The organism is Mesotoga sp. Brook.08.105.5.1 (assembly GCF_002752635.1).
In the GTDB taxonomy this organism is placed as follows: domain Bacteria; phylum Thermotogota; class Thermotogae; order Petrotogales; family Kosmotogaceae; genus Mesotoga.
Genome location: NZ_AYTW01000003.1, coordinates 1 through 25,338, shown reverse-complemented (window position 1 = coordinate 25,338; position 25,338 = coordinate 1). Strand labels below are relative to the sequence as shown.

The 25,338-nt window shown below is 46.2% G+C and carries 25 protein-coding genes; 12 read left to right on the top strand and 13 right to left on the bottom strand.

Annotated elements, in window-relative coordinates; all coding sequences use genetic code 11:
* Positions 1–88: 88 nt before the first annotated feature.
* From V512_RS01045 to V512_RS01015, 7 genes are all read left to right on the top strand, one after another.
* Complete coding sequence (locus V512_RS01045) at positions 89–1,039, top strand: MoxR family ATPase (RefSeq protein WP_099828612.1); 951 nt, start codon at positions 89–91, stop codon at positions 1,037–1,039.
* The gene (locus tag V512_RS01040; RefSeq protein WP_099828611.1) at positions 1,026–2,306 is read left to right on the top strand and encodes a DUF58 domain-containing protein; all 1,281 of its coding nucleotides are present in this window, start codon (positions 1,026–1,028) and stop codon (positions 2,304–2,306) included. Before V512_RS01045 ends, V512_RS01040 begins: the two co-directional genes overlap by 14 nt.
* The gene (locus V512_RS01035; protein ID WP_243392185.1) at positions 2,293–3,708 is read left to right on the top strand and encodes a hypothetical protein; all 1,416 of its coding nucleotides are present in this window, start codon (positions 2,293–2,295) and stop codon (positions 3,706–3,708) included. Before V512_RS01040 ends, V512_RS01035 begins: the two co-directional genes overlap by 14 nt.
* Positions 3,709–3,893: 185 nt before the next feature.
* On the top strand, positions 3,894–4,094 hold the full coding sequence (locus V512_RS01030) for a cold-shock protein (RefSeq protein ID WP_099828610.1): 201 nt from the start codon (positions 3,894–3,896) through the stop codon (positions 4,092–4,094).
* A 136-nt stretch (positions 4,095–4,230) separates the two neighbouring features.
* On the top strand, positions 4,231–6,045 hold the full coding sequence (locus V512_RS01025; protein WP_099828609.1) for a DegV family protein: 1,815 nt from the start codon (positions 4,231–4,233) through the stop codon (positions 6,043–6,045).
* 9 nt (positions 6,046–6,054) lie between these two features.
* Positions 6,055–6,825: a DUF1295 domain-containing protein gene (locus tag V512_RS01020; protein WP_099828608.1), complete on the top strand. Its 771-nt coding sequence runs from the start codon at positions 6,055–6,057 to the stop codon at positions 6,823–6,825.
* Positions 6,826–6,835: 10 nt separating this feature from the next.
* Complete coding sequence (locus tag V512_RS01015; protein WP_099828620.1) at positions 6,836–7,465, top strand: glycerol-3-phosphate acyltransferase; 630 nt, start codon at positions 6,836–6,838, stop codon at positions 7,463–7,465.
* A 10-nt stretch (positions 7,466–7,475) separates the two neighbouring features.
* Here V512_RS01015 and V512_RS01010 read toward each other — a convergent pair whose 3' ends face one another.
* The 6 genes from V512_RS01010 to V512_RS00985 all read right to left on the bottom strand — a co-directional run bounded on the left by V512_RS01010 (position 7,476) and on the right by V512_RS00985 (position 13,770).
* Positions 7,476–8,192 (bottom strand): ABC transporter ATP-binding protein, encoded by a 717-nt coding sequence (locus tag V512_RS01010; RefSeq protein WP_099828607.1) that lies wholly within the window; start codon positions 8,190–8,192, stop codon positions 7,476–7,478.
* Positions 8,182–8,976, bottom strand: a complete 795-nt coding sequence (locus V512_RS01005) for an ABC transporter ATP-binding protein (protein ID WP_099828606.1) — start codon at positions 8,974–8,976, stop codon at positions 8,182–8,184. The genes V512_RS01010 and V512_RS01005 overlap by 11 nt, the downstream gene beginning before the upstream one ends.
* On the bottom strand, positions 8,973–10,019 hold the full coding sequence (locus V512_RS01000) for a branched-chain amino acid ABC transporter permease (protein ID WP_099828605.1): 1,047 nt from the start codon (positions 10,017–10,019) through the stop codon (positions 8,973–8,975). The genes V512_RS01005 and V512_RS01000 overlap by 4 nt, the downstream gene beginning before the upstream one ends.
* Before the next feature lie 5 nt (positions 10,020–10,024).
* Positions 10,025–10,966: a branched-chain amino acid ABC transporter permease gene (locus V512_RS00995; protein ID WP_099828604.1), complete on the bottom strand. Its 942-nt coding sequence runs from the start codon at positions 10,964–10,966 to the stop codon at positions 10,025–10,027.
* 65 nt (positions 10,967–11,031) lie between these two features.
* Entirely contained in the window at positions 11,032–12,135 is a 1,104-nt protein-coding gene (locus V512_RS00990) for an ABC transporter substrate-binding protein (protein ID WP_099828603.1), read from the bottom strand.
* Positions 12,136–12,432: 297 nt separating this feature from the next.
* Positions 12,433–13,770, bottom strand: a complete 1,338-nt coding sequence (locus V512_RS00985; RefSeq protein WP_099828602.1) for an MATE family efflux transporter — start codon at positions 13,768–13,770, stop codon at positions 12,433–12,435.
* Positions 13,771–13,875: 105 nt separating this feature from the next.
* Here V512_RS00985 and V512_RS14850 point away from each other — a divergent pair, with 105 nt between their 5' ends.
* Together V512_RS14850 and V512_RS00975 are read left to right on the top strand one after the other, a co-directional pair.
* Positions 13,876–14,112 (top strand): hypothetical protein, encoded by a 237-nt coding sequence (locus V512_RS14850; protein WP_243392183.1) that lies wholly within the window; start codon positions 13,876–13,878, stop codon positions 14,110–14,112.
* Between the two features lie 98 nt (positions 14,113–14,210).
* Positions 14,211–14,363, top strand: coding sequence for a hydrolase-like protein (locus tag V512_RS00975; protein WP_243392182.1), 153 nt, complete (start codon positions 14,211–14,213; stop codon positions 14,361–14,363).
* An 857-nt stretch (positions 14,364–15,220) separates the two neighbouring features.
* On the opposite strand, the gene V512_RS00965 is transcribed toward V512_RS00975, so the two are convergent.
* Genes V512_RS00965 through V512_RS00950 form a run of 4 tightly spaced genes read right to left on the bottom strand, consistent with a single transcriptional unit; the run spans position 15,221 to position 19,561 of the window.
* On the bottom strand, positions 15,221–16,282 hold the full coding sequence (locus V512_RS00965; RefSeq protein WP_099828600.1) for a GAF domain-containing protein: 1,062 nt from the start codon (positions 16,280–16,282) through the stop codon (positions 15,221–15,223).
* 35 nt (positions 16,283–16,317) lie between these two features.
* Positions 16,318–17,427 carry an N-acetylglucosamine-6-phosphate deacetylase gene (gene nagA / locus V512_RS00960; RefSeq protein ID WP_099828599.1) on the bottom strand — a complete coding sequence of 370 codons (1,110 nt, stop codon included), beginning with the start codon at positions 17,425–17,427 and terminating at the stop codon, positions 16,318–16,320.
* Between the two features lie 32 nt (positions 17,428–17,459).
* Positions 17,460–18,524: an SIS domain-containing protein gene (locus V512_RS00955; RefSeq protein ID WP_243392187.1), complete on the bottom strand. Its 1,065-nt coding sequence runs from the start codon at positions 18,522–18,524 to the stop codon at positions 17,460–17,462.
* Positions 18,525–18,550: 26 nt separating this feature from the next.
* Positions 18,551–19,561 carry a LacI family DNA-binding transcriptional regulator gene (locus V512_RS00950; RefSeq protein ID WP_099828597.1) on the bottom strand — a complete coding sequence of 337 codons (1,011 nt, stop codon included), beginning with the start codon at positions 19,559–19,561 and terminating at the stop codon, positions 18,551–18,553.
* A 260-nt stretch (positions 19,562–19,821) separates the two neighbouring features.
* On the opposite strand from V512_RS00950, the gene deoC reads away from it, so the two are divergent.
* The 3 genes from deoC to V512_RS00935 are packed head-to-tail and all read left to right on the top strand — an operon-like array spanning position 19,822 to position 22,770.
* On the top strand, positions 19,822–20,520 hold the full coding sequence (gene deoC / locus V512_RS00945) for a deoxyribose-phosphate aldolase (protein ID WP_099828596.1): 699 nt from the start codon (positions 19,822–19,824) through the stop codon (positions 20,518–20,520).
* A 28-nt stretch (positions 20,521–20,548) separates the two neighbouring features.
* Positions 20,549–21,217, top strand: coding sequence for a transaldolase family protein (locus tag V512_RS00940; RefSeq protein ID WP_099828595.1), 669 nt, complete (start codon positions 20,549–20,551; stop codon positions 21,215–21,217).
* Between the two features lie 32 nt (positions 21,218–21,249).
* Entirely contained in the window at positions 21,250–22,770 is a 1,521-nt protein-coding gene (locus V512_RS00935) for an FGGY-family carbohydrate kinase (protein WP_099828594.1), read from the top strand.
* A gap of 646 nt (positions 22,771–23,416) precedes the next feature.
* Here the strand turns inward: V512_RS00935 and V512_RS00930 are convergent.
* The 3 genes from V512_RS00930 to V512_RS00920 form a co-directional block, all read right to left on the bottom strand.
* On the bottom strand, positions 23,417–23,965 hold the full coding sequence (locus V512_RS00930; protein ID WP_165775316.1) for a linear amide C-N hydrolase: 549 nt from the start codon (positions 23,963–23,965) through the stop codon (positions 23,417–23,419).
* Entirely contained in the window at positions 23,946–24,371 is a 426-nt protein-coding gene (locus tag V512_RS00925; protein WP_243392181.1) for a linear amide C-N hydrolase, read from the bottom strand. The genes V512_RS00930 and V512_RS00925 overlap by 20 nt, the downstream gene beginning before the upstream one ends.
* A 360-nt stretch (positions 24,372–24,731) precedes the next feature.
* Positions 24,732–25,271 carry a DUF308 domain-containing protein gene (locus V512_RS00920; RefSeq protein ID WP_099828591.1) on the bottom strand — a complete coding sequence of 180 codons (540 nt, stop codon included), beginning with the start codon at positions 25,269–25,271 and terminating at the stop codon, positions 24,732–24,734.
* Positions 25,272–25,338: the final 67 nt, after the last annotated feature.

Sequence of the window (25,338 nt, the reverse complement as noted above, 5' to 3'; positions counted from 1 at the left end):
CGCTTTTTCTTTGGGAGTCACATATCTTTGATAGTTTGCGTTGACCTGTGCTAGACTCTACAGGTCATGGAATTTGAAGAGGTGGTTTATGATTTCCATTGAAGATTTCGGAAGCAAGCTCACCAATAACATATCGAAAGTGATAGTAGGAAAAGAAGCTATTATCGAGAGAGTTCTCGCAGTCCTTCTAAGCGGCGGCCACGTCTTGATAAATGATGTACCCGGAGTTGGGAAGACGATGTTGGCCAGAAGTCTGGCCATTTCCCTGGGACTCGATTTCAACAGACTGCAGTGTACTCCCGACCTTCTCCCAGGAGACGTTACGGGCATCAGTATTCTTAACCTCAAGACCAATGAGTTCACATTCAGAAGGGGGCCGGTTTTCACCCAGATTCTTCTCATCGACGAAGTGAACAGAACAACTCCGAGAACGCAATCTGCCCTACTCGAAGCTATGGCAGAGAGACAAGTCACAGTAGACGGCAAGACCTTCAATATGGAGCATCCCTTCTTCGTTATTGCGACTCAAAATCCCGTCGAATTTGAAGGGACTTTCCCTCTTCCCGAAGCTCAACTGGATAGGTTTGCCATATCTTTGACAATGGGCTACCCAGGCGAGGAAAGCGAGAAGAGTCTGCTTAAGGGAATCTTTCGGGAGCATCCGATAGCTTCGTTAGGATCTGTTTCCAATTGCGAGGAGCTGAACGAAGTCCTTCGCCTGGTCAAAGAGGTCGCAATTGAGGACTCCCTTCTCGGGTATATTGTCTCCATTGTCAATGCAACAAGAAGACACAAAGATGTTCAGCTAGGCTCTAGCCCAAGAGGTTCAATCGCTTTGATGGAAACCGCCAGGGCTCTAGCCGGACTGAGAGGCAGGGATTACGTCATTCCCGACGATGTAAAGGAAGTGGCTCCAGATATTCTCTCTCACAGAATTATGATCAAGCCAGAAGCCCGTCTCATGAGGAGATCCAGCAGAGAAATCGTTCTTGACATCGTCGAGTCTGTACCGATCCCTATAGACTATGAAGAGGCTTGAACTCGAGGAGATAAACTCAAAAGGAAAACCGCTAATAATAATGACGGCAGTTTCCATTTGCTGGTCGATATTGTTCTTCAACGCGTATTCGGCAACATTCCTCACTCTCTCGGCAATTGTATGGCTCTATTACTGCATCACAAGAGCGACTATAAGAAAGCTAGTTATCAGTCGTTCCCCGGATAGAGAAAGGCTTTTCTCCGGTGAATCTCTCACTGTTGAATACACAATCGAAGGTGGCTCTCTGGTATCTCTTAACTGTACTATATTTCCTGTCATAAGAGCGGAGAGAGAATACCTTGGATCCGAGGAGAGTTCAGTAATCCTTTCTTCGGACAATAACTCCGTAGTAGAAACTAGGCTGACTTTCAGGAAGCGAGGTAAGAAAGATATATCGCGTGTAGTTCTCATTTCAAGAGATCCGCTTAGGTTTTTCTCGCATACTGCAACATATTCGGCAGTCGAATCCGTTCTTGTGCTTCCAAGAGTCCTGAATCTCGATTCCTTTCCCCTGAGACTCAGAGAACTCCTTCCAGGTAAGCGGAGCGATTTCCAGTTGATGGAGGACCCGGTCGATTTCAAGGGTATTAAGGAGTATGAAAGAGAGCCTCTTAACAGGATCCATTGGAACGCATCTGCCAGGCTCGGAAAACTCATGAGCAAGGAGTTTGGCTACACCGCTGTTAGCAAAACCCTGCTCTACCTCGACCTCAACCTTTCAAAGGAGATATTCGCCCGCGATGTGTGGGAGAAAATCAGAATCGACTATGAAGAGATCGCAGTCCAGCTTGCTCTTGGTCTTGTCAGGTTCTCATATGAAACTGGAGGAAGTATAGGACTCGTAGTTGTCGGTGAGAAGATACTTAGGCTGAGCGATTCGGGCCGAGACTGGACAGACTTCGCCGAAGCGCTCTCCGAAAGTAAAGGCAGTGATCAGGGCCCCCAGCTTCCAGATGTTCTGGAAGGTGATCTTGAACGCTTCGATCCCTCAACCACGGTCGTAATAGTCTCGCTTTATCTCGGAGAGGAGATCCTGCCGCATCTGCTTAAAGCAAGGTCACACTCTAGCCGTGTAGTTGTTATTATTGTTCCGTTCAATCCCAGAGAACCGTGGACCAAACGTACTATCTCTTACCAAATGCTTCCCAGAACTATCGAAGAGCTCAGAAGGCGTGCCGCCCTTCTTGAACAGGAACAGATAATCGTACGTGTCGTAGGAGACAATCAGTCGATCCAGGAGGTGCTGATCGATCTTGAGAATCGATAGAACCTCGCTGACGGGGGCCGCTACAACCTTTTTGATCTGCTTCGTGCAGTTGTTCTTCGCTGGAGGAGCCGTTTTTGCCGTCTGTCTTGCTGGACTTGTAGCCTTTCTCTTTTACCTCGGACGAACAAAGACGGGGTGCAGCGTCTACTTGCTTCTTCCAACCCTGCTATTCACAACAACTATTCTGTTGTTTGGAGTTTTGAGAAGCGGTTTAGCTCTGTCGGTTTCCGCACTGGGAGCTATGGCAGGAATCGTTCTCTCGATGGACAGAAACGAATACATCTCAGTTGCAGGAGTCTTCATTGTGGGATTTTCTCTTTCGGTTAGTCCCGTTCTACACCACACTGGAGCCTATGTCACTCTGATATTGATATTCGTAAGACTGCTTCTAATACCGAAGGCACCAAGAGTCTTCCTTACTCTAGCGGTCCTTCTTCCTCTGCTGACCATAGCCCTTCTGGGCGATTACAGAGGAGGGTTGATTCCTTCAGCAAACAGAGCCGCTGTCTCTGAGGTCTCAGAAAGCGAGATAGAGTCTTCGAGAGACGAGGAGCAACCTTCATTTTTCTCTGAAGAAGCAGAATCTTCAATGGCACAGAGAGCCGACGGCGGTTTTGAAATCGCTATTCCAGAAGAGGTCCTCGAAGTCGGCTTCATAGATTCTATCTTTCTCTTTGGGTTCTACACAATCATCCTGATTCTCGTGATTTCAGTGGCAAGGAAGGCTCTGAGAGAATTCAAAGGGTGGGTACGACTTGTTCCGCCTCTTATGATATTGGTATCTGTAGTTGTAGTTCTTGTCGGGGGTTTCATGTACCTAAGATCGTTACCGCTTTCAGAAGATATCGTATTTGGAACAGGCGGTATCTCCAGCGATCTTTCAACTTCTATGCCTTCCTCTGGAGGGGAAGTTGCTCGGCAGGAGGAAGGCGAGCCTCCGTCTGTAGAGATTGCCAGTGCCGGGCGGTCGTTCTACTTGATCCTAAGAGTTGCCACCCTCACCGGTATAGCCCTTCTCTCGGCGGCTCTTGCCTACATGGTATTCTTTATCACTAGAAGACGCCAGATGAATCCTTCGACGCCTGAGGCAGAAGAACCAATCGAGGAGGAAGTGCATCGCATTGTAACCGAACTCCCCGCATATGGAGAAGGGAAGGAGTTCATAATATCAGCTTATCAATGGCTCAGAGAAATGTACTTTAGCGATTATCGTCAGCTGACTCCGTACGAACTGGTCTGGCAAACAAAGGGCATAACAAAAAGTCTGTTGACCAAACTGACAGCGATATATGTTCCTGTCAAGTATGGAAATCGTGATCCGGAAAGAACCAGCTGCGAGAAATTCGAAAGACTTTTTTTGGAACTAATTAAATCGCTGGAGACGGCTATCACAGCCATGTAAAGGATGTTACGGATTTTGTTTTGGTGATTGTTTCAAAGACAAAACGCCTGAATATTAGAGATAGTCAAATTAATTTTGCGGTCAACTTGCATTTTATTCGAAAGTCTGTGTTATAATCAATCTGTCCAAAGGACACTATCGCTTTGCAAGTGGTGCAAGGTAGTTTTAAGGAGGAACATTTAGGTATGACAGGAACAGTAAAGTGGTTCAACGGAACAAAAGGTTATGGATTCATTACTAAGGATGACGGTGGGGATGTTTTCGTTCACTTTTCAGCTATTGAGATGGACGGTTTCAAGACCCTTGACGAAGGACAGAGAGTCGAATTCGATGTTGAAGACGGTCCAAAGGGTCCTCAGGCAGCAAAAGTTAGAATTGCGAAGTAATCGATTGTCCATATAGGAACCGGATCGCCCGCTTTTAGCGGGCGATTTTTTTGTCGCTCTCCCTTATGATCATCTGACTAATCATTCATCCTTGTGCTAACATATCAATAATCAAACTAAACAACGGGAGGAAACGATGGACTCCAGATCAATGAATCTACTTGACGGAACCATGTTCTTCAGTGCCTTCTCTTCGGGTGCTACGGCTGTTATCAAGGAGCAAAACTATTTGAACAAGATAAACGTCTTCCCGGTCGCAGACGGTGACACCGGAACTAATCTCGCCTCAACGATGAAGTATATACTTGAGCTCACCTCTGTCTCCAAATCGATAGGCAAGACGACCAGATCAATCGCTGATGCTGCTTTAATGGGTGCGAGGGGAAATTCAGGAGCGATTTTTGCCCAGTACATGCATGGGCTCAGTACTGCAATAGGAAATCGTGAAAGCATAGACAGGCAGACTTTCGCACGAGCGGCTCAAGAAGCAATATCCTACGCTTATAACGCAATGGTTACTCCAGTTGAAGGAACTATGCTGACCGTTATGAAAGACTGGGCCGATGCTCTCAATACTATTGACGGTTCCGACAAATCGCTGCTCGAAGTGATAACTCAGTCGCACGCAGTCGCTCAGAAGTCGCTCGAAGAAACCCCTGAGAAACTCTCCATACTGAAAAAGGCCGGCGTAGTCGATGCCGGCGCAAAGGGCTTTGTTGCATTTATTGAAGGGATCAAAACCTTTCTAAGCGGCAAGAGTGTGAATCTCGAAGATGAGATAATCCCTGATGTTGAGCTAAGAAATCACGTTCACATCGACGAAGGGAACATTGAGAATAGATTCTGTACTGAAGCGATAATTGAAGGTACTAAACTGAATATCGAAGGAATTAAGTCAATCATTAGCGAATCTGGAGACTCCGCTCTTGTTGCCGGCACCGAGAGCAAAGTAAGAATTCATGTTCACACAAACGAACCGGCTGAGTTGTTTTACAAGCTTAAAGATTTCGGTGCTGTCACTCAGCAGAAGGTTGACGACATGGAGATGCAGTATAGAGTTAGCCAGAAACGGAAATACCCAATCGCTCTCGTTGTTGATTCGGTATGCGACTTGCCGAAGGAAGTGATAGACTACTACCAGATTCAGATGGTTCCTCTCTATCTGAACTTTGGTCAAAGCCAGTATCTGGACAAGATAACCATGAAGGCCGATCAGTTCTATTCTTTGCTCGATTCCGCAGATGAATACCCCGTTTCAGCACAACCTGGTATGAACACTCTCCAGAACCTTTACCACTTTCTAGGAACTCACTATGACTCAATAATCGCCATTCATGTCTCAGACAAACTCAGCGGCACGTGGAACGCAAGCACCAAAGCCGCCGAAAAACTAAAGAAGAAGATCAGTGTTATCAACTCCCGCCATGTTTCCGGATCGATCGGCCTGCTAGCACTGAAGGCCGCCCGGATGATCGAAGAAGGGAGTGTCCACGATGATATCGTCGAGACGATCGAGTCCCTGACAAAAAACACGAGGATCTTCGTAAGCGTCAATACTCTCAAATACATGGTGAAAGGCGGGAGGGTAAGCCCTGTTCTTGGACTTGTGGGAAAGGTGATGAATTTGAAGCCAATAGTCTCAGTCGACAGGGAAGGCAATTCAAAGCTTTATGGAAAGGCCTTCAGCAAGTTGGGCAATATGAAGAAGATACTTGGATTCGTCGAGGAGCTGAACCGCAAGTGCAACGTTGTCTCATACAATATAACCCATGCCCACGCTCATAAAACGGCAAAGGCTTATGAAGACAGTCTGACCAAACTGCTCGGCAGGAAGCCTGAATACATAATGGAGGTCTCTCCTGTTGTCGGCATCAGCGCAGGAGTTGGAGCTATAAGCGTTTCAGTACTTTGCAAAAGCGACACATGGGCCCCCGATGTAAGAATAAAGTGAGGTGCAATGATGGCATATGTGATCCTTTTCAATGCTTTAGTCGTAGTCGCCTATATGTCTGCATTCTTCGTAATCGGGACAGCGAAGAAGGATAACTCTGTCGTAGACATCGGCTGGGGTGCCGGGTTCGTTATGGTGGCCTTTTTCACGCTCTTCGTGTACGGTGAGTTCAACGCCAGGCAGATAATCACAACCACGCTGATCACATTCTGGGGAACGAGGCTGAGTACCCACATATTCAGAAGGAATTGGGGACGGGGAGAGGATTTTCGCTACTTACAGATGAGGGAGAAATGGGGAGACAAGGTACTTGTAAGATCCTTCCTTCAGATTTATATGCTCCAGGGGGTTTTCATGTTAATAATATCGTACTCCGTCATGTTGATAAATAGCCATTCAGGCCGGGAATTTGGACTTGCCGATATACTCGGCATTTTGATATGGGCCTCCGGGTTTGCTGTCGAATCGATCGCCGATGCTCAGCTAAAGGCTTTTGTGAAAACCAAGAAGCCAGGAGAGGTTATGACTGGAGGGCTGTGGAGGTACTCTAGGCATCCAAACTATTTCGGAGAAGCCGTGCAGTGGTGGGGCATTTTCGTGATTGCCCTTTCTATCGATGGCGGACTTTGGGCTATCATAAGTCCGATAACCATAACCATACTGTTGAGATTCGTCTCGGGGGTACCTTATCTGGAGAGGAAGTACAGAGATTACCCTGCTTTCAAAGAGTACTTGAAAGAGACCAACGCCTTCATTCCCTGGTTCCCACGAAAGAAGTAGCGTGATTGACATGGAAGTTGTTTACTCCGCCATCTTCGCTTATCTAGTAGGATCTATTCCAACAGCGTTTCTTTTTGGGAAGATTCTCTATGGGTTTGATATAAGAAAGCAGGGCACAGGAAACATGGGCGCCTCAAATATGGTGGCCGTTAAAGGCTGGAAGATTGGCATACTAACAGGGGCAATTGACTTCATGAAGGGAATGGGCACGATTCTTATAATCAAAGGGCTCTCAGCTCATTGGACATATCAGATGCTCTTCATTGCGGCAAGTTTCGCGACAATCGGCCACATGTATCCCATCTTTCTGAAGTTCAGGGGTGGTAAGGGAACTGCCACATTGGCCGGTGGCCTCGTAGGTCTTGATTACCAGGTCGCGCTGATCTGTATGGTCATACTTCTCGCTTTTATCGCGATTACGGACTACGCAGCTCCGGGTGTTATCGCCGTCTCTTCAGTAATGATCTTCCTTTTCAGAATCTTCGGATACAGATGGGGAATATCTCTTCTGCTGATACCCATTGCAGTGATTATGATAGGCAGAAATCTCGAGAATATCCAAAGGATTTTGCGTGGAGAAGAACCGGGGCTGAGGGCGCACATAAGAAAAAAGAAAAAGGCCATACAAGAAGAGACCTGAGGGTCATTTCTCAAATACCCAGGTAAACTTTTCGAACTTCTTCACTCTCAAGGAGCTCCTTTGCAGGCCCCTCGAGAGTTATTTTGCCGGTTTCCAGTACATAAGCGTATTCAGATATCTCCAACGCCTTTGCTGCGTTTTGTTCTACAAGTAGAATCGTCACGCCTTTCGAATTCAATTCATGAATCGCTTGAAAAACCTCTTCGACGACAATCGGCGCCAGACCAAGTGAAGGTTCATCCATCATAATCAGATCTGGGTTTGCCATAAGACTGCGGCCTATCGCCAGCATCTGTTGTTCTCCACCTGAGAGCGTCCCGCCCAGTTGCTTAAGTCTCTCTCTCAGTACCGGGAAGAGGGATAAAACCGTATCGAAGTTCGCTTCGATTTCCGATTTGTCTTTTCTGTTGTATGCACCCATTAGAAGGTTCTCCCTAACCGTAAGATTCGAAAATATTCTTCTTCCTTCAGGCACGAGAGATATTCCTCTTCTTGCTGTTCTAGCGGCACCAAGTCGGTTTATGCTATTCCCTCTGAACGATACGGATCCTCCGGATGGTCTTATCAAGCCGCTGATAGCTCCAAGCGTTGTGCTCTTGCCGGCTCCGTTTGAACCGATTATCGTCACAATACTGCCTTCTTCTATGGAGAGGGTAATACCCTTAACGGCTTTAATAACTCCATAGGAAACCTGAAGTTCTTCTACAGTGAGGATTTCACTTCCCAACGGTAACCCACTCCCTTCCCAGATAGGCTTCGATAACCTTCACATCCTTCTGAACAAAGGCGGGATTTCCTTCACTAATCGTCCTCCCATGGTCTAGAACCATTATTCTCTCACATAGACCCATCACAAGCTTCATGTCATGCTCTATGAGCAATACGGTTAAGCCAAAGTCGTCCCGGATTCTCCTTATGGTATTCACCAGGCCAATTGTCTCCGAGGGATTCATTCCGGCGGCCGGTTCGTCTAGAAGGAGTAGAGTTGCACCAGTAGCCATGGCTCTAGCAATCTCAAGAAGTCTTTGTGAACCATAAGGAAGAGAGCTGGATTTCTCGTCTGCATGTCCGTCAAGATCAAAAACGCTCAAGAGCTCCATCGCCTTAGATCTCATTTCACTTTCCTTTTGCGAATAGCCGATTCTTGAAACGCTCTTGAAGAACCAGCTCATAGCCTCTCCATTGCTTGCAATAGTATGATGTTGAGACACCATAACATTCTCGAGAACTGTGAGATCCTTGAACAATCTTATATTCTGAAAAGTCCTGGCAATTCCATTTCTGGTAATTCTGTCCGGCGGCAGTCCCGTTATCTCTTTCTCCTTGAATAGAACTCGCCCCTCTGTTGGCCTGTAATGGCCGGTAATCATGTTGAATACTGTCGTCTTACCGGCTCCGTTAGGTCCGATAAGCCCGAATATCTCTCTTTCCTTTACCTCAAGACTTACCTCTCCTATGGCTGTGAGTCCTCCAAACTTCATCGTAATACTATCTAGAGTCAAAAGGCTCATTTCTTTTCTCCTCTCCTGAAGAGTGAGACGAGCCCCTCCCAGGAGAACTCGCTCCTTCCCATTATTCCTCTGGGCCAGAAGATCATTATTATTACAAAGAGGCCGGAGAAAACAAGCATTCTCATCCCGCTCATCCCCACGATTTTTAAGCCAAATAGATTCATGGGACCTTCTAGGAATCGCAGCCATTCGCTCAAGAATGCGAATAGCGCACCCCCTATAATCGCTCCTGTTATGCTCCCCAGACCTCCAAGCACGATCATTATCAGCACATTGAATGTGAGAAGGATGCCAAAAGTGTTTGTTCTGGGATCTATTGTGCTTAGCCAGTGCCCGTACAGAGAGCCTGAGATACCCGCAAAGAACCCTCCTACTACAAATGCCATCAGTTGATGTTTAAAGACGTTGATACCCATAGCCTGAGCCGCTACTCTATCTTCTCTAATAGCTCTCAAGGCCCTTCCAAAGGAGCTGTAAGAAAGACTCATCACACATGCGACTGTCACGAGTAGCCAACCCCATGCCCACCAAACATTTGAGTAATCGGGAAGTGCCTTCAAACCGAGTGCCCCGTTAGTGATCGAATTGAGATTGAGAGCGAAGATTCTTATTATCTCGGAGAAACCGAGAGTTGCAATAGCAAAGTAGTCACCGGTGAGCCTAAGAGATGGCCATCCGATGAAGAAGGCGAACAATGCAGCAACCAAGCCCGCAATTATCGTCGCCCAGAAAAATGGGATCTGGATCGAATTGAGGGGCCAGATCAGCTTCTCGATTAGAAAAGTCATCTCCTTCTGCTGGGGAGAGAGAGTCAAAAGGGCGGAAGTGTATGCACCAAGTGCAATGAAGCCGGCATGCCCAAGGGAGAAGACACCAGAAATACCATTGACAAGTGTGAGGCTTACCGCCATTATTCCATATATTCCGATTAGAGTTATTATTCTTGAATAGTAGCTGTTCAGCAGTTCCTGCGAGAGAAACAAGAGAAGCGCTATCACCGGCAGGGCAGACAGCGTGAGTAGAGTCTTGGTCTTTTTCGACATACCAGTCACACCTTCACTATTTCCGGTTTACCCATGAGCCCTGAAGGCTTCACAGAAAGGATAACAATCAGAATGATGAAAGCAAATGCGTCCCGGTAACCTGCTGCTCCAGGCATAATCCCGACCATCATTACTTCGGTTATTCCAAGTATCAGCCCACCTAGCACCGCTCCAGGGACCGACCCTATCCCGCCAAAAACGGCGGCGACAAACGCCTTCATTCCAGGTATGAATCCCATGTAAGGCCACACCTGCGGATACCTGATCGCCCAGAGAATGCCACCAATTCCCGCAAGCGCCGAACCTAGAGCAAACGTCATTCCAATCACTTTATCAACATTCACACCCATTAGCGATGTTGTCTGGATATCGAGAGAAACGGCTCTCATCGCCATCCCAACTTTCGTCTTGAAGATGAACCACCAAAGAAAGACCAGTGCTATTGCAGCAACGATTAGCGTTATGAGGGAGATGACGGGGAATCTTATTCCTCCAACTATCACTTCTCTGCCGTACTTCATCTCGACCTGGCCTCCGATTATTATCATCTCGTTCAAAGACTGAGGGAAGATGGTTCTGAAGGATCTGGGAATACCCGAAAAGATGACGACGGCAAGGCTTTCGAGGAAGAAAGAGACCCCGATTGCAGTTATTAGCGCAGATATTCTCGGTGCATTCCTTATCGGCTTGTAGGCGATCCTGTCAACCGTGAATCCAAGAAGTGCCGCACAAGAGATCGCGAGTACCGCGGCCAGATACCACGGTAACTGCGCCAGCGTAACAAAGAAAAACGCAAAGTAGACAGCCATCATGAAGATATCTCCATGAGCAAAGTTGATCAGCCTCAAGATTCCGTACACCATCGTATAACCTATGGCTATCAATGCGTAGAGGGAACCAAGGCTGAGACCGTTGACAAAGTTCTGTAAGAGAGTCTTAGGATCCAAGTTCACACCTCCGGCCGATTGGAAAGAGAAAGAAGAGGGCGGGGCCGATTAAAGCCCCGCCTGCTCTATGGATTGATCGTTGTATCGTACACGAACTTCCCGTCTTCGATCCTTACAATCGCTACGGACTTTATCGCATCGCCATTTTCATCTATCGTGATTATCCCCGTCACGGCAGGAAAATCCTTTGTCTGTCTAACGGCCACGGCAATGGCTTCTCTATCTGTGCTCCCCGCACGTTCTATTGCGTCCCTTACAACGAGATAAGTATCAAACCCGAGGGCAGTGAATGTTCCTGGTGCTTCGCCGTACTTCGCAGTGTACGCTTCGACAAAGAGCTTTGCGTTCTCAGTCAGCGCAGGGCTTCCGGCATCGTAGTGAGTGGTGAAGTACAAACCGTTGACGGCATCTCCTCCGATTTCAATCGTCTCGGGAACGGCCGCGCCGTCACCTGCGATTATCGGTTCGTAAAAACCCAGCTGCCTTGCCTGGATAGCAATAAGGGCTATCTCCTGATAGTACCCAGGGATAAAGAAGGCACCGGCTCCTTTGGATATAGCATCAGAGACCTGAGCGGTGAAGTCCTGATCTCCAGATTTGTAATACTCATAGAAAACGCTCCCCCCGAGCACAAGTGCAGTCTCTTTGAAGTAATTCGCGAATCCGACCGCGTAATCCTGCTCAACGTCTACGAAGACGGCAACATTTTCTGCACCCATGTTGTTGAATGCAAGCAAAGCTGCCGCGACTCCCTGGAATGGATCGCTGAAGCAGACACGAGAAACATACTTCTTGTCCTGCGTTACGAGAGGATTAGTTGAACTTGGTGATACCATCGCGACTCCGTTCTCTTCTGCAACCGTTCCTCCTGCGATCGTGTTCGAACTTATCACCTGGCCGATAATCGCAACTACTTTTTCCTGTTCTATTGCGCGGCGGGCGGTGTTAACGGCCTGAACCTTGTCGGAGTTGTTGTCAAGCAAGACAATTTCGATCTTTTCCCCAAGTACTTCTGGAAAGAGCTCATTAGCGAGCTCGACACCCTGCCAAATCATCTGGCCAAAGGCAGCGACTCCACCCGTCATAGGAAGAATTGCTCCCACCTTGATTGAAGCAAGTGCTGACACGGAAAGAATTACGACCAAAAGAATTACAAAGAGTTTTCTCATACTTCTACCTCCTCCTGAAGTGGTTACAAGTGAATGAGACTAACCCAATAATCGTGAGATCTCAACAAATCCTCACAGGTGCAAAATTCAGAGTTCTAAGCTAATTATTCCCCCGAAAGTACGCGTAACTAGCTCGAACGAAGATATACGAGCTCTTGCATGTTGTACGAATACTACCACTAAAGACGATAAGGAAATATGAACAAATGCAACAATGAAGCGAATTTTGGTAACATATCGAAGACATCGGGTGTAAGCGGATGTAGTCGCCTCTGAATAGACTTGACATTGCGACTTCTATATTACCGGGTTCAGCCAACTTTTACTCAGAATAACAACGGCCGCCACAAGAGCAATTACAAGATTGCTGATGAGCATTGCGTACCAGATTCCCGTGGTTCCAAGAGAGAGACCAAATATATATATCAATGGGAGACGGATAGCCCACAATCTTGAGATGTTAAGTACCATAGACTGCACAGTGTGACCTGATCCCCTCAAGGCCATATCAAATATGTTGTAACTAGCAAAGAAGGGTATCGAAAAGGAGACTATCCTGAAGTACTTCTCGCCTTCGATAAGAACGAGCGGGTCGTCTATGAAGAATGCGGTGACTTCCTTTCCGAAGAAGAATGTCCCTGTGCAGATTATTCCAACAATCAGCACATTTATTCCCGTCGCTTTCCATACAACTGAATAAGCATCATTCTTCCTTCCGGCCCCGAGATACTGCCCAACCATCGATGATGTTGCCTGAGATAGGCCGAATGAGAACATCGTTGCAAGCGATGTTATTCTGTTGCCTACACCGAGAGCGGCAGTTGCCACGGAGCCAAATCTGGCAACTATCGAAGTTATTATCAGAAAGGCAAGTGCCGTTATCGACTGCCCGGCCGAAGACGGCAGACCGATTCTCAGAACTCTAGTAAGAGTCTTCCACCTTGGCCAGAGATCTTTCAACTGGACTTTGAACCCTCTCTTCCCCTTGAACAAAATGACTGTCGCAACTATTACTATAAGTCCTCTGGAAACAACTGTAGCAAGCGCCGCCCCAAAGACCTCAAGTCTCGGAAAGCCTATTCCGAAGATCAGAAGTGGGTCGAGTACTGCATTCACCGATACGGAAATTCCCATCAGATACATCGGGGTTTTCGTGTCTCCTATGGCAGTGAAGAGTGAGTTGAAGGTGAACATTGTGAAGGTAAACGGAGCTCCAAGGAAGATGGTTCTCATATACGTATTTGTCACCGAGAGAAGCTCGGGTGGAATGCTGAGAAGCTTCAAGACCATTTCGGAAAAGACCGCCCCAAGCAGGCCTAGAACAACGGCAACAATGAAACTTATCGATATTACCTGTCCGGCGACATGAGAAGCCTCTTCTTTTTTGCCCGCTCCGATATTCTGAGAGACAAGTGCGAGCCCGGCTACGGCAAGTCCGCCACCGATAGAAATCAGAAGAAATATCGCTGGCCACGCAATCGTCGGTGCAGAGATCTCTACCTTCCCTAGTTTTCCAAGCCAGTAAGCATCAACCATGTTGTAGACTGTTTGAAATAACATGGTTATAACCGCTGGCCAGGCCAATTTCAAGAGAGCGGCCATCATCTTCTCATTCAGTATATTGACTCGTTTCATGTTCACTCCTATGATTTCGAATGCGTACCAATTCATTTATAGCATATTCGTTACGAAATACGAAGCGAAGCCGAGGTTAGAGGTTAGAGGACGGTGGTCAGAGGTTTGAAGAACAAAGAACAAGATGGAAATTGCGCGCCAGTGATACTTTTGCACGCCGCTCGTGGTAGGGGGTTGGTAAGAGCAAAAGATCAGTTGCAAGATGCAGAAGTGATGCTGCCTCCGGCAGGAAGTGAGGCTCGCTGGCGCGAGGAAGTGATGCCCAGAGGAACATCCGGGGAAGTGATGCTGACGCTTTCGCGCCAGGAGGCAAAAACCAAACAAAAAGAGCAAGCAAATTAAAGTAATCTGATCAGGACGAACTTACTTTGTCAGCTGAAGTGCTCCTGTTCAGGATCTGGTCTTATGGAAAATCGTGGTTGGGGGTCGGAGGTCGGGGGTTGGTAAGAGAAAGAACAGAAGTGATGCTGCCTCCGGCAGGAAGTGAGGCTCGCTGGCGCGAGGAAGTGATGCCCGGAAGGGAATCCGGGGAAGTGATGCTGGCGCTTACGCACCAGGAGGCAAAAACCAAAGAAAAAGAGCAAGCAAATTAAAGTAATCTGATCAGAACAAACCATTCTGTCATCCTGAAGCGCTCCTGTTCAGGATCTGGGCTTTGGAGGAACCTGGGTTGGGGGTTCGAAAGAGCAAGAGAAACCGGTTCACCGTTGAGCGGTTCTCCGTTCGCCGGGGAGAACATGTTCTTCGTTCCAGAGCGAGGATTTGTTCTTAGCTTTTGGTCAAACCATTCATTAATAGAGTAGAGGGAAAAGGAAAGCAAACAGGCCAAATAAGGATCTGAGATCTTGAAAAGCCCTTAAGAGCTCTTTAATCCCCTCTTGAGCTCATCATTCCCATAAGTCAGAGAGTTGGTGAGAAATCATATGATGCTCCTCCTCCCTTAACAAGATATGCTGTGTCAGGCTCTTGATTATCTTGATCTTATGTCCACTCTCCCGATGGATCAAGATCTTGGCCAGAATCATGCCAGATGACGTGAAGTAGGAAAAGACTGGGGATTCCAGATCTGCTCTTCCGACCTCTTGCCTCTGACCTCAGGCTCTTCCCAACCCAACGCCAAGGACGGGTCCATGATCTGGGACGAAGGACTAAGGACGGCTCTTCACAGCGTTCAGCGGGTCCTTGTTGTTAAGCGCACAGCGGTTCTTATGCTTGCAACTTGGAACATGCAACTCGCAACTGTTCTTTCTAAGGACGGGTTCAAGCTCTGAGACGAAGGCCCAAGGACGGCTCTGGCTTGAGCATTGCGGAATCTTGACCAATGGCGAAGAACCTGGACGCGCAGCATCGGAACAAACAGCCGCTCTCCCTGAACAGCTTCTAACGCTCTTAACAGACCCTAGACCCCAGAACGGTTCTAAGAGACTAACATCAGGATACCGATGAACGTTCACATGAATCTCGAGTACTCGATGACTCCCGATATTAGTCCTGCGAATACTTCAAGGAGCTCAATATCTGCTTTACTCCACTCGAACTGCCCGAAAAGCCTCTCAAGGCCAACAAAACCGATCAGCCTTTGCCTTGAATAGATCGGAATTACTACTAGCGAGACTATGCCCTGCCGAGCCAGAACGACGGCCTCTCTGTTTGCCTCTTCAGGGAGCTCATTAACTACGTAGGAAAGCACTTTGCCCTTCTGAAGCTCCTTCATCCACCAGGGAAACTCCTTGAAGGGTATCTTCTGAAGAAAAGGTTTTGCGCTTCTGACGCTTTCTTTGCACCATTCGTGGGTATTTCTAACCAGCTCGTTCCTGTAATCAAGAAGGAATACGTTAGACCTGTCGGCTGAAGTCAGCTCTCCGAGATGTTTGAGCGCCTTATCTATCGCATCATCTATGTTCTCGAACTCCTTCAGTGTTCCCGAAACCTCCGAGATCACGCGTTCGAAGTTTTTTCGCCATTGAAGTTCTGTTGCCATCTTTCTGAAGGCACTGGTATCTCTGGCCACGACCATCGTTACTATGCTGTCGTTTAGATCGAGCACCTTCATGCAAACCTCCACCTGAAGCTTATCACCACTTTTCATAGTAAGGAATGAATCGGTCGTAGACATCCCCTTAACCTGCAGATCGGCTCTGATTTTCTTCATCTCTGAATCAAGATCACCTGCTATCGTGTAAAAACTCATCTCTTGAAGCTCCTCATAAGAATATCCAAGCTTCTCGGCTGCACTATTATTGGCCTCAACAATTCTTCCCGGCCTGGAAGGATCGTCAAGACTTACGAGAAAGATCAGATCGTCTATCAGGCTTGAGAAGCCTTCATACTTAACCCTGAGAGACTTGTTCAGCGTGAAGCACTGATTACTTTCTGAAGCCCTTCCTCCGAGAAAAGGATCCTCAGAAACCGTTTCAACATGGATATTCCACCTGAGATTTGAAATCCTCTCGGAAAGAGTCTTGATCTCTGCTGTTCCATTGTCAATAATGTAGACTTTTATCGGTTTCACTGGATTCCCCCGAAATCAGGTAGAATGTACTCTACTCAGTATTTGAAAACAGTCCTCCCACCCAGAACAGTTTGCTTTACTTGAAGATCCTCGTTCAGCAGAACAAGATCTGCTTTATAGCCTCTCGATAGTCTTCCTCTATCCTCTATCTTCAGAGAGCTCAAGGCGTTGAAAGACGATACTCTAGCGAGCTCTTTGAGGGAACAGTTTGTAAATGTTTTGAAATTCCTTACGGCTTCGCTGAAGACAAGAACGGCTGCGGCTATTGTACCGTCCTCGAGCCTTGGTCTTCCGTTTTTGAGTATAACCTTCTGTCCGCCGAGTTCATATTCCCCATCGGGCATAGCAGTGGCGTCAATCGTATCGGTAACTATCATGATCTTTGAAGCGCCTTTAATGTCGTAAACGAGCTTCACAAAGCCCGGCAAGGAGTGGATTCCATCCATAATCATCTCTACGGAGAAGGGAAGCGACAGCACAGCTCCCACACAGCCCAGATCCCTGTGGTGAAGAGTATTCATTCCGTTCGGAAAGTGCGTGATTCTATCGCAACCTTGATTATATGCTCTTTCCATGTCATCAAAAGATGCATCTGTGTGGCCTAGCGACACAGTAATATTTCGTTTTTGTATTAGATCTTGCGCCTGTGAAAAACGTTCCAGTTCTGGAGCTATAGTAATTAGCCTTACCGGCTCTATAAGGGTCTCTTCTATCTCCTCAAGATTTATCCTTCTTATAAGTTCTGGATTCTGTGCTCCCTTCCTTTTGAGACTTAAGTAGGGGCCTTCATAATGAACTCCCCCTACCGAAGTCTCCGGATTGTCGTCCAGATAGTCTTTAACCGTTCTGGCTGCGGAAAGGACAGCCGAAGGAGTCGAGGACATCGTGGTTGGAAGGAAGTAAGTCACTCCTTGCGAATAAAGAAACTCTTCCCACTTCCTGAGACCTTTCTCATTCATGGAAAGCGCGTCAACTCCCACAGAACCGTGCGTATGGGGATCGACGAATCCCGGCATAATTATCCCTTCGTACTCCATGGTTCCGGTAATCCGCTTTACTTCAGAGATCACGTTTCCTTCTATCTTTACTCTTCCAACAAACTCACCGTCTATTGGATCTACAACCAACACGTTCTCGAATCTCATTTATCCTCACCTACTATCTCGTTTTTTTCTTATCATGGCCAGGTTATCTGACTGCCAGTGGACATCTTTCCTCTTCCCATGAGAACTCTTTCATCGAGATCGAAGATGCCTCTGTAGTACGCAGAATAGACTGCAAACCACTGCAAGGGGATCATCAGAAGGAACGGGGCAAACAGCGGATCGAAGTCGCCATAATCCTTTGCGTCGAACCGAATAACCTCTGCGCCATTAGATTCTGCAATCTTTATAACTCTCTCACTCATGTCTCTCGATTCGTCAGTTCCAACAAGGAAGACCATTACAGGCTTATGGCCGTCTAGCATTTCGGCAGGGCCGTGTCTAAATTCAGAGGTTTCCATGAAAGAAGCGTTGATTCTCATGTTCTCCATGAATACCGTGAGTCCAAATTTGTAGCCTATCGCATAGGCCGCTCCACTTGCAAGAACATAGAAGAGATCGCAGTCCTGATACTTTCTTGCGAGTCGATAAGCCCTCGGTTCCTCTTCCTTGTAGATCCTGCCTAAAAGTTTTGGCATCATCGCTATCTGCTCCAACTGCTTTGATACGTCTTTTCCCTTTAGTCTCGCGATTTCGAGACTGAATATGAAAGCTCCCGCAAGAGGTAGAATGAATAGGCCATTCGAGTTGTACACGATTGCCTCGTCTGCTTCTCTTGCAAGTATGCTGTCTGGTTTACTTGTGAATGCAATCGTTGTAGCTCCCTTTTCATTGGCAAATCTTAGCGCGGCTGCCGTGTCTTCGGTATTCCCCGAAAAAGAAGCAAGTACCACAAGCGCCTCCTTGTCAAGCCTTGCAGGGTTCTCCCAAATGAAGTCGTAGCTCTTGTAGTATTTCGAGGGCACATCAGTCATCTTGTTAAGGACATAATCCCCAGAGTAGAGGTTACACCAAGAATTGCCGCTTCCCACCCAGTAGATCTGCTTATAACCTTTATCTAAAGCAGCCTTTGCCAGATCCTTAATCCTTCCGGCATGTTCTTCGAGAAAGGCAGAAAGGTCTTTCTCAAGAGATGGGGCTGTAAACAATACGCTCTGCTTCGCATCCGTCAAAAAATCATCCAGTGTCAATCCAAACACCTCCAAATATCTATCAAGAAGTCTAATCACTTTCTCGGTGCTGCGCATGATTCCCTAATTACCAGCTTTGTAGGAAGTCTGGTAAGCTCCGTTTCGTTTCTCTGACCTCTTATACTCATCAGAATTCGTCTGGCAGACAGGTTCCCTATCTCTCTCGTATTCTGAGCAACCGACGTTATTGGTGGGTTAGCCAGGTCAAACCAAACTATATCGTCAAAGCTCACAACGGACAAATCCTCTGGAACTCTGACTTCCATGTCCTTTGCAGCTAGAAGCAACCCCGCAACCATGTAGTTGTTTGTCGCAATAACTGCCGTCAGGTCCTTGTTGCGGCTTAAAAGCGACACACCGCTCTTGTAAGCGCCATCTACTCTGAACCCTCCGAGTTTGATCCAGGAAGGGTCTAGTTCTATTCCGTGCGCCTCAAGCGCTTTCTGATAACCCGCAATTCTTTCGTAGTTGGTGCTGATATCGAGAGTATCCGACAGGAATCCTATGTTTCGATGGCCAAGCTTCAGCAAGTATTCGGTCGCCTCAAAGCTACCCCCAATGTCATCGCTGACTACCATGTCTACGTCTAGTTCTTCAATAACCCTGTCAATGAGAACGATCGGGATCTTTGCTTTGACCAACTCTCTCAGATGGTCGGAGTTAGTTCGTGAAACGGGAGCGAGAATCAATCCATCTACTTGCTTCTGAAAGAACTTATCTATAGAGATTATTTCAACATCCAGTCTTTCATCTGTACTCGTAACAATCAAACTGTATCCTTCAGGTACTATCACATCGCTTATGGCTCTTGCAATTGTAGAGAAGAAGGGATTCTGAATGTCACCTACAATCAATCCTATGTTCTTAGTCTCTCCAGTAACCATGCTTCTCGCAATGTAGTTCGGCTTGTACTTGAGTCTCTTGGCGACTGCTAAGACCTTCTCTCTTGCTTCTTTGCTGACATATCCGTACTTTCCCATTACTCTAGCCACCGTTGCCCGGGAAAGCCCGGTCTCTCTTGCTATATCGTCCAGCGTCGCTGCCATACTCAATCACCTTCCAAGAATACTTGCGGCAAATAAATACCTCTTTGTGATAACGGTATCATATGCTTTGATCTATTCTAGCTTATTCTCTTAAGTTGTGTCAAGTTTACCAACATTGATTAAATTAGCTCCTAAATTGACTATTAGTTTTTTGTGTTTTGTGGTTATAATGGTATTGTATGAATAAGTGAGAACGCTCTCATGATTGTTCTTTGGGTTTCCTGGAGCTTTTTGTTTTATTTGATCTTGGAGGTGCATCTTTGCAGACAATTAAAAGTTTTCAAAAAAGGTTTGACAGCACTCTTCTGAGGGCTGCCGCAACAAGGCGAGAGGCGGAGATTTTCATTGAAGAAAGTGTTGCTTGCGATTTCAGAGCGGTTGTAGTTCCCTGGTATTTGATGGACAAAGTGGTAGCCAGCGTTCGGGGTAAAGATATCTCGGCGGCCTGTGGATCGGGCTTCCCTTTCGGATTTGATTCAACCGAAACCAAGGCTTATATGATAAATGAAGCTCTGGCACTAGGTCCTGAAGTCAGGGATATTGACATAACGGCAAACATATCGGCAATGAAGTCGGGTGACTGGAATTACTTTGAAGAGGAGATCTCATATCTTTCAGGACTGCTTAAGGGTATTACCTGTAAAGTGATCATTGAAGTCTCTTATCTCGAAAGTAAAGAGATAGAGAAGGCTTGTTCTATACTCCTTAATCTGCCGCACGTTGATTTTGTGAAGACAGGAACTGGATATGGCTCCAGAGCAACCACAGTCGATGACGTCAAGATAATCAAGAGCGTTGTTGGAGACAAGAAGGGAATAAAGGTATCCGGCGGAGTGAAGACCCTCTCTCAGGTAGAGGATTTCGTCGCTGCGGGAGCGGATATCTTTGGTTCAAGCAGCGCCATAGAGATCTACAAGGAATTTGTCGACAAGTACCCAGGGCAGACCGATCTGCCGTGAAAGAGCAAAGAATCAAATGGAGGTATCTATGAGACTGTTCATTGATGACGGAAACGTAGAAGCTATAAGTGAATTGTTCGATCTAGGATTCTTCTCCGGAATCAGCACTAATCCGAGTATTTTGAAGAGAACTGGAAGGAGGCCTCTTGAAGTCATTCAGGAGATGTTGAAGAGATTCTCTGGCTCTCTCTTCGTTCAGTGTGCCTCAAGAAACTACGACGAAGTGATAAGAGAAGGAAAGGAGCTCTTCAAACTCGATCCCAAAAGGATAATACTCAAGATTCCCTTCTCCAGAACGGGCATTAGAGTTCTAAGAGAATTCAAGCAGCTGAAGATCCCTGCCCTGATTACTGGTGTTTTCTCGGTGCCGCAGGTACTAATGTCAGCCGAAGCAGGTGCCGATTACGTTGCCCCATACGCAAACAGAATAGAGAATCTAGGGATTGACCTCTCGGTTGTGGAGAGTATGCAAAAGGTTATTACAAACGGAGATTATGAGACTAAGCTCATCGCAGCAAGCTTCAAGACACTAACTCAAATCTCTAAAATGGCCGAACTCCCAATATACGGTATGTCGCTTCCCGTAAGTATGTACAGTGAGTTCTTTGCTCACAGCGGAACACTGAAGGCCATTGATAATTTTGATGCAGACTGGGATTCAATAAAAGACCGTGAATGGGTTCCATTTAAGTCCTGAGTTCTATTTGCGGCCGAAAGCGAGGTTCTATCTTGAAGTATATAATGGCTCACGACCTTGGAACGACAGGCGACAAGGCAACCCTATTCAGCGAGGCTGGAAACCTTGTGGCTTCGTCCTTTTTCGGCTATGAGACTTTCTATCCCGGCCCAGGAATGGTTGAACAAGATCCCGAAGCGTGGTGGACTTCCTTCTGCCGGGCTACTTCAGATCTTGTCAGTAAATCCGGAATTTCCGCAGAAGATCTCTCGGCCGTAAGTATAAGCGGTCAGATGATGGCGGTTGTACCTGTAGACAAATCCGGTGGATTGCTCAGGAGAGCAATAATCTGGGCAGATTCAAGAAGTTCTGAGCAAGTGAAAGCTCTTCTCTCGACTTTCTCAGAGAGTGATATCTACAGAATAACCGGTTCAAGGCTCTCTCCAACTTATCAGGGACTGAAAATCGCCTGGCTGAGAATGAACGAGCCGGATGTATACGAAGGTACATACAAGTTTCTTCAAGCAAAGGATTACATAAACCTGCGCCTCACCGGCAAATTCGCAACGGATTTTTCTGATGCGGTTATGACGTCTCTATTTGATATCTCGAAACTTTCGTGGTCTCCAGAAATGATCTCAGCCCTCAAAGTCGACAATTCGAAATTACCAGAGGTTCTCCCCTCAATTACCGATCTTGGGAAGATGAAGTCTGATGTGGCCAGAGATCTTGGTCTCTCTGAATCCTGTAGAGTGATTCTGGGGGCTGGAGATGGCTGTAGTGCAGCTGTAGGGGCAGGTGCAGTTGAAGTCGGCGATACTTATCTCTATCTCGGATCTTCATCGTGGATCTCAACGATAACGAAAGAACCCTTACTGGATAGGCAAATGCGAGTCTTCACTGGAGCCCATGCGATCGAAGGACATTACTTCCCCTCAGGAACCATGCAAGCCGGTGGCAGCTCGTACAGCTGGATTAAAGACATGCTGTATGGGGATAACTTCCTGTATCGGAACGAACAAGACGTTTACAGCTATCTGGACAGAGTGCTGCTCGATTCTCCAAGTCACGGCGAACCGATCATCTATCTTCCATATCTGCTTGGTGAGAGAAGCCCAATCTGGGACTCCAATGCCAGGGGAACATTCATTGGTTTGTCTGCCTCTCACAAGAAGCTAGATATGGTCCGGGCCGTTATCGAGGGCGTTTCAATGAATCTCAAATGGATTCTCGATACCCTGGAGGAGTCTCTGCCAATCACCAGTATCAGGGTAATCGGCGGAGGAATAAAGAGCAATATATGGAAGAAAGTTCTAGCAAACGTTCTTGGAAAGACACTGACCGTTCCGGAAAACGTAGATGAAGCAACCTCAATCGGAGCAGCGATAATTGCCGGTGTTGGTTCGGGTCTTTTCAATTTCTCGGCGGTTCGCAGATTCATTGAAGACGTGGATAAGATTGAACCGATCCGGGATGAGCAAGAGCGCTACCTGAAACTGTACAGCCTCTTCAAAGAGTCGTACTGTTCCCTCAGGAAGACTTATGAAGGGCTTGCCGGAATCAGAAGGGGCTAAGCTCACTTAACGGGAGTTGTACCAGAACAGAGCGCCGCAGCCAAAGTCTAGCTACATCCGCGGCGCCCTGTTTATTCTTTGTAGCTTCTAGAAACTGACTTCCCTTTCTTCACAAATTCGAGAAATCAATTTCTTAATCTACCCGCTTTTTGAACACACGATGTTCAAAACTACCGACTTTTCGACGAAACCATTCTCAAGTCGGCCTCTCTCGGGGGTTCAAAACTGCATTTTCAAAGGTCAGTTCCGACAATGATTTGTGCATTTTCTATTCACTCACTAAAACTTTTGAACATTTGCTATCTTCCTCTATTCCATTCAAAAACCTTACGATTCTTCCCTTTGCGCTAAAACAAATGGTTACAGACGTTGAATTATGAACAAACTTGTATTTCTTTCTCGGAGTGGTCTCTAGGGCTTTTCTACACACTTCGTTCAAAGCCGGAAAGTTATGAACACGCAGTCAATTCCACCACATCAAAGCGTTCCAAGGGTTTTCAACGAGTTTTGAACATACCTAATTATTATTATTTATAAAGATATATTAGGATACAGATAAAAGCAAATTACTCTCCTCATGGGACACAAAGCAACTTTGAGCAACTCATAATTCTTGCTTATGCAACCATTTCAGATTGAAAATGAATCACAGGACATCAATAGCCGAAAACGGCTTATCTACATCTATAGATTCATGCTTAGTTCCGTAATAGAAGTCGACTTCATTCAAATCGACAACAAATAGCGAGGCACAATCATAGGTTCTGAAATAAAGTTTAAGCTTCTTATTGTCTTTTATCATAACCCATTGAGTACTTTCAAAAGCTTCTGTACTACTTTCTTCTCTTTTCGAAACTCCTGCGGGAATATCTACTGTGTTTAGGAGATGACGGGTGAGCATTACTCCCTCCTCTTCTGTCTCAACTGGATCAGAAAACTCTCTTAAGAAACTTATTCTAACAAATCTAGAAGGAGGACTTCCATCACCCGGAATTCCAACATAACCACTGCCAAAACCAATTCCCTTATACGTTATTCCATTTATCTCTGTTTCTTTCATATAAGGGCTTAGATTCACATAATTCCTCAAATTAGACAGGTGCCACAGAAGTTCAGCAGAATTTGTCAGAACTCCATTTAGATTTTCGTAAATACTCACCTCACCATTAATGAATTCAACAACCCATACTTCCACCGGAGCTATCATATAAAGACAAATGAAGAGGAGGTACTTCCTGGAGCAATTCATTCACTTCTCCCCATATGGTTAACTCGCTGAGAGCTCTCTTCAAAGAATCAAGATTGTCGAAATTTAGAAGAATCCACGCAGGAAGATCGAACAACTCTATTACCTTCGAAGGATCCGAAGAGGGGACAACCTCTTCGTACTCAGTTCCAGGCAACCAAAGGGCACTCAAAGACAAACCCTTCTCATTCATTCCATCTGCGATAGCTGTCAAAAGGCCAAAGGCATTCAAACCCACAAATCCATATTTGCTTTCCCAGGATATCGCTTCAGAGCCGTCCGGCATATGACTGCTGAAACTGTCGCCTCTGTTGAAAAAAACAACTTTAGAATCAAGTGCATGCGAAAACTCCATGCTTCTGCCTGAAATAACCAGTCCATTGCCCTTTTCAAGCGAAAGAAGGAATTCAGTACATCCTAACGAAACGGAAAACCAACACAACAATAACTAATGTCAGTTTTCTCACTCGTTTACCTACTTTGACGGTTGAATTGAAGGCTACGAAATGAATCCCAAAACAAACAAGCTCTTCCGATAAGCGAACTGTTCAGACATTTCCAGAGCCAAACGTAATCAGTATATACCCATACTTTTCTCAGAAATAGGATTGTAGACAGTAACAGATAAATAAGAATCAAAACGGGGTTTGCAACCCACTCCCGTCTAGCTTTATAGACTACTTATATGGACGAACAAAAAGAATAAATACAGACTCTATTTTTCTGACTCCTTACCGATAAATGCCAACACTATGTGGTTCGTACCGAAAACCAGCAGAGTAATTCCGATCATTATCGCAACAGAAAGACCTGCAATTAAAGGATGCAGGACAAGAATTACACCGCCAATTAGAACGAACACGTTTAATGCTATACTTAAAAAGTAAATTCCCTTTCCAGCAGGTTTTAGCCTATCGGCGTTTATAAGATTGTTGATAGCATCAACTATAAACCATATAGCAATAATAAAAGCAAATACATTCGCTGCAAAGAGAGGCCTAAAAAGGAATATGATTCCGGTAATAGCCAACAATATCCCGAGTATCAAGGCAAAAAACACCTTTGCACCGGTTCTGTCCTCCAACTTAAAGAATGCAACTATCAACATGATCCCTCTTACAAGAACTACTATACCAAGCATAATTGCAAGGGTTAAGAATGTCGACAGAGGATGACTCAAAGAGAAAACTCCACCAATAACAAGAACGAAACCTACAAGAAGAGAAATCCAGTCAAATTTCTTTGCTTCTGCCATACTATCGCCACCTTTCCCCATTCGTAAGAGAATGGTTCTATTATCTTGAGTTTATCACTTAATCTTC